Here is a 14,327-nt window from a genome sequence, read left to right as displayed (position 1 = left end):
CAAGCCGGGCAAGTGCGTCGGCATACCATGCCTGCGGGCCGTGGGGGAGCCGTTCAACCGCGGTGACGAGCTCCCGCTCTGCGTCGCGCCACAGGCCCCGGCGTGTGAGGATACGACCGTAGTGTGAGCGGCAATTTCCGACCACGAAAGGTACGCCGAGGCGGTTGCTGAACGCGGTGATCTGTTGGCTCCACTGCCAGCCACGCTCGTCATCACGCAGTTCCTCGCAGGCGGAGAGTAGCAGACAACACGACCAGACGGCGGGCACGAGCTCCTCGTACTCTCCGGCCAGAGCCGCCGTCGTCGCCTCGTCAAGACACCGCAATCCCGCAGCGATTTCTCCCTGCTCCAGCAGCGCCACCCCCTCCATGGCAACACCGAACATCTGCAACCCGACTACCCCATGTGCCCAGCCAATCCGCTGGGCGTCGCCTACCAGACGTCGCGCAGCGGCGGGGTGCCGGCTGCCCAGCGCCAGGTAGGCGTCGAACACCGCCTGCCAGCCATGCTCCGGGGATTCGTCCAGTCCGTCGAGGAGGCGCCGGGCCCGGGCGAACCACCCCTCCGCGACGGCGAACGCGCCCTCGTACCATAGGTGGTCGTCGCCGATCCACATTGCCATCCGGGCGGCCCCGAGGAGATCATCTGCGGCGAGATATTCGCGGTAGGCATGTTCCCGCGTTGCGAGGCAGGCCGTCAGGTCTTCCTGCCACCAGTAGACCCAACTCAGTCCTTCGAGTGCAGCGGGATCATTGCTCTGCGCCAGTGCCGAGTCGAAGCACGACCGCGCCTTCACCCACCCGCCCTGAGCAAGTGCGCGAAACCCTTCGGCAACCGCCTCCTTGGTCAACGCCGACTCGGTCATGGAGATATCCTGTGGCCTGAGCACTCTTCAGAGGCTGTCTAAAGCCGTTCCGCTCCCGGCAGCGGGATGGCCAGGTTCGTGGAAAACGGCGTACTCAGTGTAGCAGGCGCATGGCAAGGCGATCATCGTAGCGGTGGGTCATCCTTCCTTTGATCGCCTGCCATGGCGGCCTGCGGCGTTGCCACGGCACTGTTCTTCTCACCCGTCTCCTCTCACCCGCGCTGGCCGGTAATGACGAGGTACTCGGCCGGTAGCACGACCCGGCCATCCGAGGACAGGTATCGCGCGAACAGGCCCGCAAGCTCGGCTTCCAGGTCATGCCCTCGGCCCTCGGACATGGCCAACTCGCGGGCGAGGTTGACGGGCCCCAGATTGTCGGTGTAGCAAGCGACGGCTGCATCGACCGAGGCGTGGGTGATTTCCCAGGTGGCGCGTTCGAAGCCCGGTGTGAGGCCAGTGCCCTCGAAGAGCTCGCGAACCCGTGCCTCGTCACCCCAGGCCAGGGGTGGGTCGACGAACTCCGGGTCGGGTGGCAGGTAACCTGCGACGATGCGGAAGAAATCGCCAAACACCCCGTCGGGCGTCCAGGCGCATAGCCCGAGTCGACCGCCAGGCGCGAGCACCCTGGCGAGCTCGTCGGCAACGACCTCGTGGCGGGGAGCGAACATGCAGCCGAAGGTCGACAGCACCACATCGGCTTCGGCGTCGGGCAATGGCAGATCCTCGGCATCGCCTTCGACCCATTCGACCATGACCCCGGCGTCCTGCGCGCGGGCGCGCGCAATCTCGAGCATCTCCGGGGTGAGATCCACACCAGTGACCCGGGCACCCGTCTGTGCGGCCGGAATGGCGGCGTTTCCGCTCCCGCAGGCTACGTCGAGGACCCTCTGATCTGCGCTGACACCGAGTCGGCGCACGAGCTGCTCGCCGACCTCGTAAAGGTTCTCTGCGCGCATCATCGCGTCGTAATCACCCCGCGCCCACACGGTGCGAGCTGCTGACTTGACGTCTGACAGTTGTTGCATGGTGACCTCCTTGACGATGGGGACAGCACCAGTATCGACCCGAGCCCCCCTTTTCGGCTTCGCCTAAGCAGGCCAACTTGGCGGCTCGTCACCATGGCACGGACAGGTGATGGCGCCGTAGCGGAAACCGGCGCCATATCAATTTTGTTCAATACCGCCCCATCCCGGCACTGCATCCTCCAGCCATTGCCCGCCAGGAGGATGACGATGAGCCTTGCCATGATTCTGCCGATGTCGGCGTTTGCCCTTGCGGCATCGATTTCACCGGGGCCGGTGAACCTGGTATGCCTGAGCAGCGGTACGCGCTACCCCCTCTCTCAGGGGCTGGTGTTCGTTACCGGGGCCACGCTGGGCTTTGTCGTACTGTTCGTTGCCGTGGGGCTGGGGCTCTATTCGATATTGGCGGTGGTACCGGGGCTCAAGGAGGCGCTGCGCTGGGCCGGGGTGGCGTTTCTGCTCTACCTGAGCTGGCGGCTGTTTCGCGACGATGGTCGCCTGCCGGAGGGCGGGGCCCAAAGGGCGCCGGGCTTCATGGCGGGGGCGCTGTTGCAGTGGCTCAACCCCAAGGCGTGGTTGGCAGCGGCGTCGGGCATCGGTGCCTATACCAGCGGCGATCTGCATCAGGTGATCCTGTTCGCCGCACTCTACCTGCCCATCTGCTGGCTATCGCTGGGCAGTTGGGTCTATGCCGGAGCCTTTCTGCGCCGCTATGTGTACCGGCCAGCGGTGTTGCTGACGGTCAATCGCACCTTGGCGGTGCTGCTCGCCGGTAGCTGTCTGTTTCTTCTGATCGAGTGAATTCTACTGCTCGAATGAAGGCTGACGGTACTGATTGGGCGTAGCAGCCACCAGTCGCTTGAAGGTACGCTGGAAATGCGGCTGGTCGGAAAAGCCGGCGTTCAAGGCCGCTTCGGCAATCGGTATGCCGCGCTTCAGTTCACGCTGGCCCAGTTGGATGCGGCGGTTGATCAGGTAGGCATGGGGCGTGAAACCGAAGTGCTGTTTGAAGGCACGAATCAAATGGCCGGGACTGAAGCCGCTGCGCGCGCAAAGTTCGTCTAGCGAAATCTCTTCCGCCGCATGCGCGTCCAGGTACGCGGCCAGTTCCTGCAGGTTCGCCAGGGTCCTGACCAGGGGCTGGGCCGGCTGGCCAGCCAGTGCGTGCATCAGGGCGGAAAGGTACTCCACCACCTGGGTCTGCTTGTCGAGCAGGTCACGGGTCGGATCCAGCAGGCAAGCCGTCATCCGGCAGTAGCCGTCATACCAGCGGCGCTCCCGAATCACAGCGGTGGCGATGTCCTGCCAGCGCACTTGCGTCAGCAGCCCCGCCTGATGGCGCAGTTCGGTCAGCCAGGCGGTGTCCACGTAGAGCATCAGGTAGCCCCAGGGCCGATCGTCGGTGGCGCTGCAGGCATGCACCCAGTCGGGGTTCATCATCACCAAGGTACCGGCTTGTACGTGGTGTTGGTCATCGCGGTAGCGAAAGGTGCTCTCCCCCGCAGTAATGGCGCCCAGCGACCAGTGGACATGGCTGTGCGGTGCGTAGCAGACCTTGCGGCCGTCATCGACCTTGCGCAGCTCCACATGGGGCATGCGGGCATCGCGCCAGAACAGGGGCTGGGTGGCAAGAGACATGGCGAGTTTCCAAGGTGAACCGAACACCAAGATAGCGTTCCCCCGGCGGCGCTGCCACCGTTGATCTCTTTGCGATATCGGTACTGCGCTGATGCTGTTTGTTAACTGCACTAGTGCTAGGCTAGCGGTATCATCGCTTTGAAACGGTCCAACCCATAGCGCCAGTTTTCTCTCTTCCATGGCAGTCAACACAGACCGACATCTTGCTGACATTCAAGCCCTATTTCTCTCAAGCGCAACTCCTCTTCCGGCGACCCCACCGTCTCGCATGGCAACGGTGCCCCCGCGCGCCTTCGCCTTTTGCCATACCTTCGGGCTAACGGTATGGATTGCCCTGGTGGAAAGCAGCGGCTGGTCGCTGATTCTACCGGGCCTTCTGCTGCTGCTTTGGCCGGCGGTGGCCTACGGCCATGCCGTATTGGCGCACGACTCGAAACGCGCCGAGTTCAGGAATCTTTATTTCGATAGCCTGGTGTTTGGCATCTGGTGCGGCGTACTGGATTATTACGTTTGGGCCACGCTGTTCATTGGCCTTGCCTGCTTCATGAACAACATGGTCGTCGGCGGCTTGCGACGGATGGCCGCCTCAGCGGCCCTGTTCTCCAGCGGCGCTCTGGGCTGGGGCTTGTTGACGGGTTTCAATTTCCGGCCGTACGTCAGCACCGGGCTGGATATCTATCAGGTTGCCGGTGCAGTGGTCTATTTTCTGGCGATCGCCCGCGTAATGTACGGTCAGAACCGCAAGATCGGCCGCAGTATTGTCGAGATCAAGTTCCAGAACAGGGTCTTTCACGCCCTGCTCGATCTCGGCAGCGTTGCCAATCGCGCATCGAATATCAATACACTGCTCAATGACTCCTTGCAGCACCTGCACGCCGATTTCCCTGAGTACGGCTTTGCTGTGTTCCTCCAGGAGCGGCAGCGTCCCGAGGTGACGCGCTATGCCGCTGTCGCCGGTCTTAGCTTTGGCCCCGAGGATGAGCACCGCCTGAGCAGCTTGTTGACTGCAGCGCATGAGCATCAGGAAGGCACTATCAGGCTGAGTGAAAAATCCGAGATCGAACAGCTTTATGCCACTTCCATGGCGGGGCGCTTGAGCCTTTATTTCGGCTGGCTGGTGGTACGTGCGCCCAGGCTGGACGGTGGGCTGGAACGCACGTTGACCCTGTTCGCCGATCAGTTGGCGGCAGCCACGGAAAACAAGCTGCTTCACCTGGCACTGAAGAAAACGGCGGAGCGAGACGGACTGACCGGGCTCTATAATCGAGGCTTCTTCGAATCGGCACTTCAGTTGAGCATCCAGGGCAAGGCCCAGCCGCCGGGGCTGGACTTTGCCGTGTTGATGATGGATGTCGACGGGCTAAAGGAAGTGAACGACCGCCACGGCCACGTGGCAGGCGACCAGCTCATTACCACGGTGGCAGAACGCCTGGAGATGCAGTGTCGGGAAGATGACATATTGGCACGCTACGGCGGGGACGAATTCGTCATCCTGTTTCCTTCTGCGGATCTGTCGGCACCGAATCGCATCGCCGAATTGATCCGCTCCAATCTGGAAGGTCAGCGCTGCGTTGTCGACACCGCACAGGATAAGCAGGTTGAGCTGGAGCTCCGCTTGAGCATGGGCAGTGCCAGCTCCACCGAAGCGCCCCCTCAGGAGGTGCTTACCCTGGCGGACAACCGCATGTATGACGACAAGACCCGGCGGCGCAGAAAGAAAGCCCTTGGCTGAACCCTGTTGCTAATGACGAATCGGCAGCAGCGGTCGCCATGTCAGACCAGAAGCGTCCAGGCTTTAGCGGCGAGAAAGAGACCAATGGCAAAGGCAAGATGCGCCGCGAGGCTCTTCAATCGGGTGATCGTCGGCTTCGGTGTACGCGAGCCGGCAATACCGATCCCTAAGGCAGGCTGCATGATGAAGCAGGGAATCACCACGCTACCGACACCGACAATCAGCGCGGGCGCCAGCGTTGGATTGCGCACCCACTCCAGCCCCCAGAGCGAAACCAGCAGCGCGGCGAAAGCGATACCGATGGCGTAGTGCACTAGCAACCCCAGGTACGCTCACCGGCCACGGGCGGCGCGGCCATGATGGCGTCGTGCCGGAACTTGCCCCGGGGGAAGTAGCCAATCCACCTTGCCACCAGTGCGTAGTCGAGCGGTGGTGCCTGGAAGACACGTTTCTGAGTTTCGCCCCAGAGATCCATCACGAGCGTGGCCCCAATGCCGATTGCCACGGAATGCAGGAGTATTTCGATAACTTCGTGCATGCTTGACTTGCCCCTTTGTCCACATCGATTCCAATGTACGAATTCAAGTGAACTTGAGGTCAAGTGTGAAAACCCTGGATATTGCCGAGGTGGCGCGGCGTTCCGGCTTGCCCGCCTCTACCCTGCGTTACTACGAAGAGAAAGGACTCATTCGCTCGATCGGCCGTCACGGTTTGCGACGCTTGTTTGCGGAAAACATTCTCGAGCGGCTATCGCTGATTGCGCTCGGGCAAAACGCAGGGTTCTCACTGGATGAGATCGGCGGCATGCTCGGTGCCAGGGGCGGCCCCGATATCGACCGTGCCCAGCTCATGGAAAAGGCGGATGAACTGGACCGAAGCATCCGCCGATTGACGGCCATGCGTGACGGCCTGCGCCATGCAGCCGCCTGCCCTGCCCTCAGCCATATGGAGTGTCCTACCTTCCAACGTCTACTGCGCCATGCCGCCCGGCCACCCCGGAAGCAGCATGGGCAGTGAGCGGCAATGGATAGGCCGCGAGCCCAGCTAGCCTTTAATATGCCCTGATCTTGAACGCAAGGTCGTAGTTGTTGAGCAGCGGCGGCATGGGCTTGCTGCTGAGCAGGCGATCAGGCGGGTTCAGCTGACACTCTCTCCCCTGCAGTAGCCTGGCCAGCATGTGGCTGGTCACGGTCAGCACCACGCGCCGCCCGGGACAGATACCGGGACCGCCGCTGAACGGCATCATCGGCCAATTTCTCGCCTCTTCCGGCTGCAGCCAGAGGTCGGGATCGAACAGGTTGGCGTTGTCCAGCACCCGATCATCACGATGGAAGTAAGGCGCAAGCAGCAGTACCGAGGTCTCGGCCGGCATGGTGCCGTTCTCCCACTCGGTTTCTTCTGTGGTCTGGCGCAGCACCATGGGTGTAGTGGGCCACAGGCGTAGCGACTCGAGCACGCAGCCACGCAGATAGTCGAGCTTGGGCGCCGGCTGCTGCAGGTTCTCCGCTATCTCGACCTGGGCGCGCTCGGCATGATCGGGATGTGCGGCCAGCAGCGCCAGGGCGCGGAAAGTGGCCATGCCTGCCGGGTCAAAGGCAAACAGATACTGCGGAACCTGGTGCTCAGGCTGGGTGGTGTCGGTAGTCGGCACTTGCGCGATTTCCGCCGCAAGGCTGCCCTCCTCCCCACGCTCCAGGTAGGTACACAAGCGCTCGTGAAAGTCGTCTTGTACTCGGTCGTGACCTGGATGAAAGAAGGCCCAGTTGCCGGCGGAACGCAGCTTTTCCAGCATCTCGGTCAGAGCCTGGTCATCGCGGGCGGTATCGCCAAGCACGACTCGGCGTACCACCCGGTTCCAGGTTTCCTCGAACATCTCCCAATCAAGCTTGCCATCGTGCTCTTCGACAAGCGCGAGCAGCTCATTGGCTTCCTGTTCGACGACCTGAGCGAAGCGTGCTCCAAGCCCGTGCACCGGGCACTCGCTCTGCAGCACCTCCTCGTTGAAGCGACGCCGTTCGGCGCGCTCGGGGCCGTGGGACACCAGAGCCATTTCAGGCTCGAAGTGCTCCAGCGCCTTGCGCTTGGCCCACTCGGCAGTGGCGAACGGATCAGGGGTTTCGTTCAGCACGCGGTTGGCATGCTCGGGGTCGAACACCAGCGCCATCTGCTTGCTCTCAGGCGTCTTCAGCATCAGCGGGCCGGCGCCGTACTTCTCGTTGAGTTTCTGCAGGCGCTGTATGGCGCGCTTGTCGAGGCCCAGCTTCTCCGCCATGCCAACCACCTTGGGCCGCCGGATGATTACCCCCTTGGCGATATTGGGCACGAACACATCGCCCATCACGGCCAGGGTCTCGCTCACAGTGGCCGTAGGTAATAACTCTTTATCCGAATCCCTAGACATATCACTCTCCTTCGATTTGCCGCTTGTCTTGCCCCCCTTGGCTGGCAAGTCTAGGCTAGGCTGCGGGATTGAAAGAGGTCCCTTGGGTAATTCCTTGTTTCAGAAAGATACCAGCACACTGGAGACGACATGATCGCCAAGCGGGAACGCGGCAAGGTGGAGCGGCAATTGATCGCCTCGTTGACGCAGGCTTGTGAAATGGCCAAGCCAACCCTGCCCGGGTTCTGCTGGTTGACCCATCGCGTCGACTACCGACACTTTCCCGAGAGCCTGGAAGTGACCTGGGTCTTCGATACCCACGCCAACCTGGCCAGGGCGCTCAAGGGCGATGCCCAGCATCGCATGCACGACTTCACCGCCGAGGCCCTGGCTGAGGCAGGTATCGACACCGGCGACGTCTCACGCCACGTCAACTTCGATAGTGAAGAGGCCTGTCAGAGTGCCCACGGCGGCGACTGGCAGCGGCGGCTACGTGAAACGCCGGTGAGGCACTAATGGCCAAGGAAATTGAGAGCCCCTGTGTCTCGGTTTGCCGGCTCCAGGGCGAACTATGCGTTGGCTGTGGCAGGTCGCTGGAGGAGATACGCCACTGGAAGGCGATGAAGCGTCCGGAGAAGATGGCCACGGTAAAGCGTGCCGATCAACGGCTGAAGAAGATGGCGCCAACCAGCAAGGCGATGGCGCCAACCGAGCAAACGTAGCCGTTTCGGCAGGATCAGGCTGCCCCTTCAATCCTCGTTCAAGCTATCGAGGGCCTGGGACAGGTCGTCAATGATGTCCCCGACGGTTTCCAGTCCGACCGAAAGGCGAACCAGGTCGTCGGAAATGCCATGCTCGGCGCGCTCTTCCGGTGTGAGGACGGAGTGGGTCATGCTTGCCGGATGCTGGATGAGTGTTTCCGCATCGCCCAGGGAGACGGCGCGGCAGATCAACGTGAGGCGATTCATGAACTGCCGGCCGGCTTCTAGCCCGCCAGCCAGTTCGAAGGCCATGACACCGCCAAAGTCGCTCATTTGCCGCCTGGCCAATCCGTGCTGGGAAAAACTCTCCAGTCCCGGGTAGTGGACACGCTTGATCCTCGGGTGCTGCTCCAACCAACGCGCCACTACCAGGGCAGAGGCGGATTGATGCGCCATGCGTATCTCGAGGGTCTTGAGCCCACGCATGACCAGGAAAGCGGTGAAGGGCGACATGACCGCACCGGTAAAATCCTTCAAGCCGGTCAGACGAATCTTGAACATATCCGCTTCGCTACCTACCAGGATACCGGCAACGAGATCGCCGTGTCCGCCCAGGAACTTGGTGGCGGAGTGGACGACGAAGTCCGCGCCCCGTTCGATGGGCCGGGTGATGACCGGAGTGGCGTAGGTGTTGTCCACGGCCACCTGGGCACCGTGCCGATGAGCGATTTCGCAGATGGCTTCGATATCCACCAGGCGCATGGTGGGGTTGGCAGGGGTTTCGAAATAGACGACTCGGGTCTTGTCGCTGATCACGGTTTCCAGCTTCGCCGGGTCGGAGAGATCCACCGGTCTGACCCGGATGCCGAACTCGGCCAGGCCGTGGTAGAAGAAGGCGTGGGTGCAGCCATAGAGGGTGCTGTCGGTAATCAGTTCATCGCCCGGGCGCAGCAGGCTCCACATCAGCGCGGTGATGGCGCCCATGCCTGAGGCAGTGGCAAGGCCCGCCTCGGCCCCTTCGAGGCTGGCCATGCGCTTTTCCAGAATCTCCACGGTGGGATTGGAGACACGAGAGTAGAAATGCCCTGGCGCTTCGCCGGCAAAGCGGGCTGCCCCCTGTTCGACGCTGTCGAAGGCAAAGGTGGAGGTCAGATGCACCGGCGGGGTCAGCGCACCTTGCTCGTCCAGTGGCTCATAGCCTTCGTGAATGGCTCGCGTGGCGAACCCCTGGCCCTGCGTTAGCCTGCGCTGCGACATGATTCGACTCCTGCCCTGATGCGTTGTTATGCCCTATCCCTCAATCCTAGGCGCATTGTCAGGGCATTTGCGTTCCTTTCGTGCCCCCTTTAGAGTCAAGTACGCAATATTCTGCCAATGAGCGCTCGCCATGGACCGCATCGACCGAAAAATCCTGCATGAGCTGCAACTGAATGGCCGCCTGAGCAACCAGGAACTTGCCCAGCGGGTGAACCTCTCACCCTCGCCTTGCCTCAGGCGGGTGCGGCGACTGGAGGAGGAGGGGTTGATTCGAGGCTATACGGCCGTGGTGGATCAGAAGGCCTACGGCTACCCGCTGACCGTCTTTGCGCGCATCGCTCTGGAGCGCCACGACACGGTCACCGTGCTGGAGTTCGAGCGGCGGGTGAAGGAGATCGATGAGATCATCGACTGCTTCATGATGACCGGCCAACGGGATTACCTGCTACGCGTGGTAGCGGCTAGCCTGGAAGATTACGAGCGCTTTGTCCGCCAGACTCTGCACACCATTCCCGGCATCGGCTCCATCGATACCAGCTTCGCTTTCGGCGTGGTCAAGCGCTCCCCGGCACTACCGCCGCTCTCCCACCGCTGATCTTCGCTGCCATAGGCGGGTTCACCATGTGTCGCCTTGTGGGACGCTTAGAACTCGCTCCATTCATCAGTGACTGCAACGTCCCGCTTGCGACTGCCGACTGATTTCGGCTTGAGCAACTTCACCGGTTCACCCTCCTGGGCTGAAGCATAGGGCACCGGATGTACTGCTTCTGTCCCCTGTTCGTCGATACGGAAGATGGCGATCAAGCCTGTCAGGCGCTTGGCTTGCTCTTCCAGCGAGGCGGCAGCGGCACTGGTCTGCTGCACCAGGGAGGCGTTCTGCTGGGTCACCGAGTCCATCTCGGTCAACGCGCTATTGATCTGCTCGATGCCGCTGTTCTGTTCCTGCGTGGCAGTGGAAATTTCACCCATCAAGGTGGTGACCTGGCGTATCGAGTCGACGGTCTCGTTGATCGTCTGGCCACTGCGCTCGGCCTGCTCGGCACCGCTGCCAATTCGTGTCGTGGTTTCCTCGATCAGGGCACGAATCTCCTTGGCCGACTCCGCACTGCGGCTGGCCAGCGAGCGAACTTCACTTGCCACCACGGCGAAGCCGCGGCCCTGCTCGCCTGCCCGGGCTGCTTCCACTGAGGCGTTGAGAGCCAGAATATTGGTCTGGAAGGCGATGGAGTCGATGACCCCGATGATATCGTCGATGCGACGCGCACTCTCGGCGATTTCGCGCATCAGTTTCACGGTGCGCTCCACCTCTTGCCCTCCGGCCTCGGCCGTCTTCGAAGCGCTGGCGGACAGTTGGTCGGCCTCGAGGGAGGTCTCGGTGTTCTTGCTGACGGTGGCGGCCATCTCTTCCATGCTGGAGGCTGTTTGCTGCAGCGCTGAGGCTTGCTCTTCGGTGCGCGATGAAAGGTCCTGGCTACCCGAGGCGATTTCGCCGGCACCAATGAACACGCTGTCGCTGCTGGTGCGCAAAGAGAGCACCAGCGTCTTGAGCTTCTCCTGCATACGCCCCAGGGCACTATAAAGCTGGCCGATCTCATTACGGCCTCGATCCTCGATACGTGCGGTCAGATCGCCGTCAGCAATACGTTCGAAGTGCGATACCGCCTCCCTCAACGGTGTCACAACCACACGTATCATCATGAAGCGGATGAGGATTGCGGCCCCAAGCGCCGCTAACAGCAGGCCAATGGCGATCTGCATCACTCTCTGACCCAACCTCTCGACACCGCCGATCGCAGCCTCGCCGCGCTGTTCGCTATAGATAATGAAGCTTTCCATGGCAGCGTCGAGCTCTGCCCCCAGCTCAGCCAAGTCGTCCTGCCTGCGCTGCACCAGGAACGGCGCAGCGTCTAGCAACGGTACCAGGCCTTCGTCGACATATGCCTCATACGCTTTCGAAATGGCTGTAATGAAAGGTGCCCAAGTATCGGTCGGCTGGATGTCAATCTGGCGGAATTCGGCGAAACGCTCCTGCGCTGCCTCCACGGCTGCCACAGCCATCTCCTGATTCTCGCGACCAAGCTCGGGGTTTCCCTGGGCACTATGAGCGGCATAGCGATCCAGGAAGGTTTGGGCCCTCAACACGTTTACCTGGGCTCGGTTGGCGAGGTTGGCAAGCTTGACGTTGTTCTCCGCCAGGTCATGCAACGCCGCCTCGCTCGTGGTGTTGGAGTAGAAACCCAACCCGCTGATCAGGCCGATCATCAGGACGAGTGCCGCCAGTGCCGCCGTCAGGCTCCACTTGATGGATAGATGTTTCATTGAACCGCCCCCATGCCATGGAAGCGCCCTTCCTGGACGCCTGTTCCTGTCCTATCGGCACGGATGGCAATTCATTGAGGGTATGAGGGCTTGCGAGGCGTCATCCTGTGCCACCGGCGGTGCCTGCAATACAGGATGAAGGCGGATAGCGCTGGGCATGGACAACTCTCCTTTCGCTGTGGGTACAGCGCAGTGTCATCCTGTCTTCAAATCAGGCGGCACGATTTCGACAGCTCCTCGCCAGGAGCCTTTGAACACCCTGACCCTATTGCGGCGCTGAGTTACAATGGGAAGTTTTCCGCTTCGAGAAAACATCATGCAAGCCTCCCTCGAGCAACGCGCGCTCAAGATTTCCATCTTCATGACCCTGCTGGTTTCCGCCATGGGGGTGACCTTCGGCCTGCTGGCCGGATCCCAGTCGATCCTCTTCGATGGGGTCTTCTCGACCATCGATGCCGCGATGTCGGCACTGGCCCTGCTGGTCGCCCGACTGGCCATGCGTGAGGCCAGCCAGCGCTTCCAGCACGGCTACTGGCACCTGGAGCCGCTGGTTGCCGCGCTCAACGGCAGCATCCTGATGCTGCTGTGCTTCTACGCCTTTCTCAACGCGGTGCAGGCTCTGCTGGAGGGAGGGCGTGAACTGGCCTTCGACATCGCCATCGTCTATGCCGTGGTGGTAGCCACGGCCTGCTTCGTGATGTACGCCTATCAGCGCCGCATCAACCACCGTGCCGATTCGGAGTTCGTGCGCATCGACATGCAGGGTTGGCTGATGGCAGCGTTGATCACCACTTCGCTGCTGGTGGCCTTTACCATAGCGCTGGGGCTTGAGCGGACGGCCTATGCCTACTTGACTCCCTATGTGGATTCGCTGTTGCTGATGGTTCTGACCTTCTGCTTCATGCCGGTTCCCATCGGCATCGTGCGGCGCGCCTGAAGGAAATTTTCCTGATCGCCCCCAGCCATATCGACCGGGAAGTCCATGCCGCCATGGAGCCGGTCATGCAGCGCGAGGGCCTGCGGCAGTATTTCAGCCACGTGGCAAAGGCCGGTCGCGGTCACTACATCGAGATCCACATCGTCACCGCTCCAGATTTTGCCAGCGATCGCGGCATTGCCTTGCTCGATGACATCCGCGAACAAATCGCCGCCGGGCTGAGCATTCCACCGGAGCGGCGCTGGTTCACCGTAGCGTTTACCGCCGACCCCCGCTGGGCCTAGGCGTCATCGAAAACTGACCGCGTACACCGCCTGCCGCTGGCATCGAGATTCGGTCCATCAATGCGCAATGGCTACGCTGAACGAGGGACAGGTTCTACAAGGAGTCGGAATGGAGAGGGATCGGGAAGACAACGCGGAAGAGATGCGGGAACCTCACAATCTGGCAGAATTGATCGCTGTAATCGAGGCAATCGAGTCTCCCTCTGGGCAGATCAGCTTCGACGAGGTACTGGAGGCCGCGGGGCGACGCTCCTTCGGCCCCCTGCTACTGTTGGCAGGCTTGGTGACGCTGATGCCCATCATCAGTGGCATTCCGGGAGTGCCTTCACTGATGGGGCTTTTCACAGTGCTGGTCTGCGTACAGCTGCTCTTGGGGCGTCGCACCTTCTGGCTACCCGCCTGGCTACGCAACCGGACGGTCGCCAGCGACAAGGTCCGCAAGGGACTGAAGTGGATGTACAAACCGGCAAGCATGGTTGACCGCATGCTGTATCGTCGACTCTCCTTCATGGTAGGCAAGCGGGCCATGCAACTGATAGCGGTGGTCTGTGTGGTGCTTGCCCTGGCCATGCCGCCCATGGAGTTCGTGCCCTTCTCCGTGAACATAGCAGGGGTGGCACTCACGCTGTTCGGACTATCCCTGATGGCCCGCGATGGCCTATTGGCCCTCATAGCCTTCCTGATCTCCGGAACCACTCTGGCTGGAATCGTTCACTATCTAGCGTAACTTCCTAGCGTAACTTCCACCTTGGCGTAATCAGCTGACCTGGCATAACGGCGTTATCTGGCCCACCTTGATTATCTAGGCTCAGTCCGACAACTGGCGTATCTATAAGAGCTTATCTGGCAAAACGGGAGGAGAGCGGCATGATTCACTTGCAGCAAGTGCAGCAGGCAAGGGCCTCCATCGCGCCAATGCTCTCCCCCACCCCCCTGCTGCTCGACCACCAGCTGTCCGACCGCTTCGGTCGACGCGTCTGGCTCAAGGGTGAACTCTTCCAGCGCACCGGCTCCTTCAAGGCGCGGGGCGGGCTCTACTGGGTACGAACGGCCTCCCGGGCGGAGCTGGCCGGTGGCCTGGGCGCCGTCTCGGCCGGCAACCATGCCCTTGGGCTGGCCTGGGCGGCCCGCAAGGTGGCCGCTCCGGTCACCATCGTGATGCCCGAAAACGCCAGCCACTTCAAGGTCTCGG

Annotated in this window: 16 protein-coding genes and 1 pseudogene; 10 read left to right on the top strand and 7 right to left on the bottom strand. The window is 61.7% G+C overall.

Annotated features, from left to right (window positions below; translation table 11 throughout):
* Both Q427_RS03955 and Q427_RS03950 read right to left on the bottom strand, forming a co-directional pair.
* A partial coding sequence (locus Q427_RS03955) for a hypothetical protein (protein ID WP_043511214.1) occupies nt 1-865 on the bottom strand: 865 nt, incomplete at its 3' end.
* 212 nt (nt 866-1,077) lie between these two features.
* Nucleotides 1,078-1,890 (bottom strand): class I SAM-dependent methyltransferase, encoded by an 813-nt coding sequence (locus Q427_RS03950; RefSeq protein ID WP_043511211.1) that lies wholly within the window; start codon nt 1,888-1,890, stop codon nt 1,078-1,080.
* Between the two features lie 207 nt (nt 1,891-2,097).
* Here Q427_RS03950 and Q427_RS03945 point away from each other — a divergent pair, with 207 nt between their 5' ends.
* Entirely contained in the window at nt 2,098-2,688 is a 591-nt protein-coding gene (locus Q427_RS03945) for a LysE family translocator (RefSeq protein WP_043511210.1), read from the top strand.
* A gap of 3 nt (nt 2,689-2,691) precedes the next feature.
* On the opposite strand, the gene Q427_RS03940 is transcribed toward Q427_RS03945, so the two are convergent.
* Nucleotides 2,692-3,525 (bottom strand): AraC family transcriptional regulator, encoded by an 834-nt coding sequence (locus tag Q427_RS03940; protein ID WP_043511207.1) that lies wholly within the window; start codon nt 3,523-3,525, stop codon nt 2,692-2,694.
* 268 nt (nt 3,526-3,793) lie between these two features.
* On the opposite strand from Q427_RS03940, the gene Q427_RS03935 reads away from it, so the two are divergent.
* On the top strand, nt 3,794-5,257 hold the full coding sequence (locus tag Q427_RS03935) for a sensor domain-containing diguanylate cyclase (RefSeq protein ID WP_155833449.1): 1,464 nt from the start codon (nt 3,794-3,796) through the stop codon (nt 5,255-5,257).
* Nucleotides 5,258-5,298: 41 nt separating this feature from the next.
* On the opposite strand, the pseudogene Q427_RS33260 reads toward Q427_RS03935, so the two are convergent.
* Nucleotides 5,299-5,732, bottom strand: a pseudogene (locus Q427_RS33260) (DUF2938 domain-containing protein).
* 128 nt (nt 5,733-5,860) lie between these two features.
* Here Q427_RS33260 and Q427_RS03925 point away from each other — a divergent pair.
* Nucleotides 5,861-6,274 carry a helix-turn-helix domain-containing protein gene (locus Q427_RS03925; RefSeq protein ID WP_043511205.1) on the top strand — a complete coding sequence of 138 codons (414 nt, stop codon included), beginning with the start codon at nt 5,861-5,863 and terminating at the stop codon, nt 6,272-6,274.
* Nucleotides 6,275-6,308: 34 nt separating this feature from the next.
* Here the strand turns inward: Q427_RS03925 and Q427_RS03920 are convergent, their stop codons facing one another.
* Nucleotides 6,309-7,658: a cytochrome P450 gene (locus Q427_RS03920; protein WP_043511203.1), complete on the bottom strand. Its 1,350-nt coding sequence runs from the start codon at nt 7,656-7,658 to the stop codon at nt 6,309-6,311.
* A 129-nt stretch (nt 7,659-7,787) separates the two neighbouring features.
* Between Q427_RS03920 and Q427_RS03915 the strand changes: the two genes are divergently transcribed.
* Together Q427_RS03915 and Q427_RS03910 are read left to right on the top strand one after the other, a co-directional pair.
* The gene (locus Q427_RS03915; RefSeq protein WP_043511200.1) at nt 7,788-8,153 is read left to right on the top strand and encodes a hypothetical protein; all 366 of its coding nucleotides are present in this window, start codon (nt 7,788-7,790) and stop codon (nt 8,151-8,153) included.
* Complete coding sequence (locus Q427_RS03910; protein WP_043511198.1) at nt 8,153-8,359, top strand: DUF1289 domain-containing protein; 207 nt, start codon at nt 8,153-8,155, stop codon at nt 8,357-8,359. Before Q427_RS03915 ends, Q427_RS03910 begins: the two co-directional genes overlap by 1 nt.
* 27 nt (nt 8,360-8,386) lie before the next feature.
* On the opposite strand, the gene Q427_RS03905 is transcribed toward Q427_RS03910, so the two are convergent.
* The gene (locus Q427_RS03905; protein WP_043511196.1) at nt 8,387-9,595 is read right to left on the bottom strand and encodes a methionine gamma-lyase; all 1,209 of its coding nucleotides are present in this window, start codon (nt 9,593-9,595) and stop codon (nt 8,387-8,389) included.
* Nucleotides 9,596-9,725: 130 nt separating this feature from the next.
* On the opposite strand from Q427_RS03905, the gene Q427_RS03900 reads away from it, so the two are divergent.
* The gene (locus tag Q427_RS03900; RefSeq protein ID WP_043511194.1) at nt 9,726-10,190 is read left to right on the top strand and encodes an Lrp/AsnC family transcriptional regulator; all 465 of its coding nucleotides are present in this window, start codon (nt 9,726-9,728) and stop codon (nt 10,188-10,190) included.
* A gap of 47 nt (nt 10,191-10,237) precedes the next feature.
* Here the strand turns inward: Q427_RS03900 and Q427_RS03895 are convergent, their stop codons facing one another.
* Nucleotides 10,238-11,914, bottom strand: coding sequence for a methyl-accepting chemotaxis protein (locus tag Q427_RS03895; RefSeq protein ID WP_043511193.1), 1,677 nt, complete (start codon nt 11,912-11,914; stop codon nt 10,238-10,240).
* A gap of 316 nt (nt 11,915-12,230) precedes the next feature.
* Between Q427_RS03895 and Q427_RS03890 the strand changes: the two genes are divergently transcribed.
* From Q427_RS03890 to Q427_RS03880, 4 genes are all read left to right on the top strand, one after another.
* On the top strand, nt 12,231-12,851 hold the full coding sequence (locus Q427_RS03890) for a cation diffusion facilitator family transporter (protein ID WP_231613389.1): 621 nt from the start codon (nt 12,231-12,233) through the stop codon (nt 12,849-12,851).
* Nucleotides 12,852-12,916: 65 nt separating this feature from the next.
* Complete coding sequence (locus tag Q427_RS33255; RefSeq protein ID WP_231613387.1) at nt 12,917-13,135, top strand: hypothetical protein; 219 nt, start codon at nt 12,917-12,919, stop codon at nt 13,133-13,135.
* A gap of 109 nt (nt 13,136-13,244) precedes the next feature.
* Nucleotides 13,245-13,862 (top strand): exopolysaccharide biosynthesis protein, encoded by a 618-nt coding sequence (locus Q427_RS03885; RefSeq protein WP_081785800.1) that lies wholly within the window; start codon nt 13,245-13,247, stop codon nt 13,860-13,862.
* Nucleotides 13,863-14,002: 140 nt separating this feature from the next.
* A partial coding sequence (locus Q427_RS03880; RefSeq protein ID WP_043511190.1) for a pyridoxal-phosphate dependent enzyme occupies nt 14,003-14,327 on the top strand: 325 nt, incomplete at its 3' end.

It is taken from the genome of Halomonas sp. BC04 (assembly GCF_000568385.1).
This window is presented reverse-complemented; position numbering and strand designations above follow the sequence as displayed.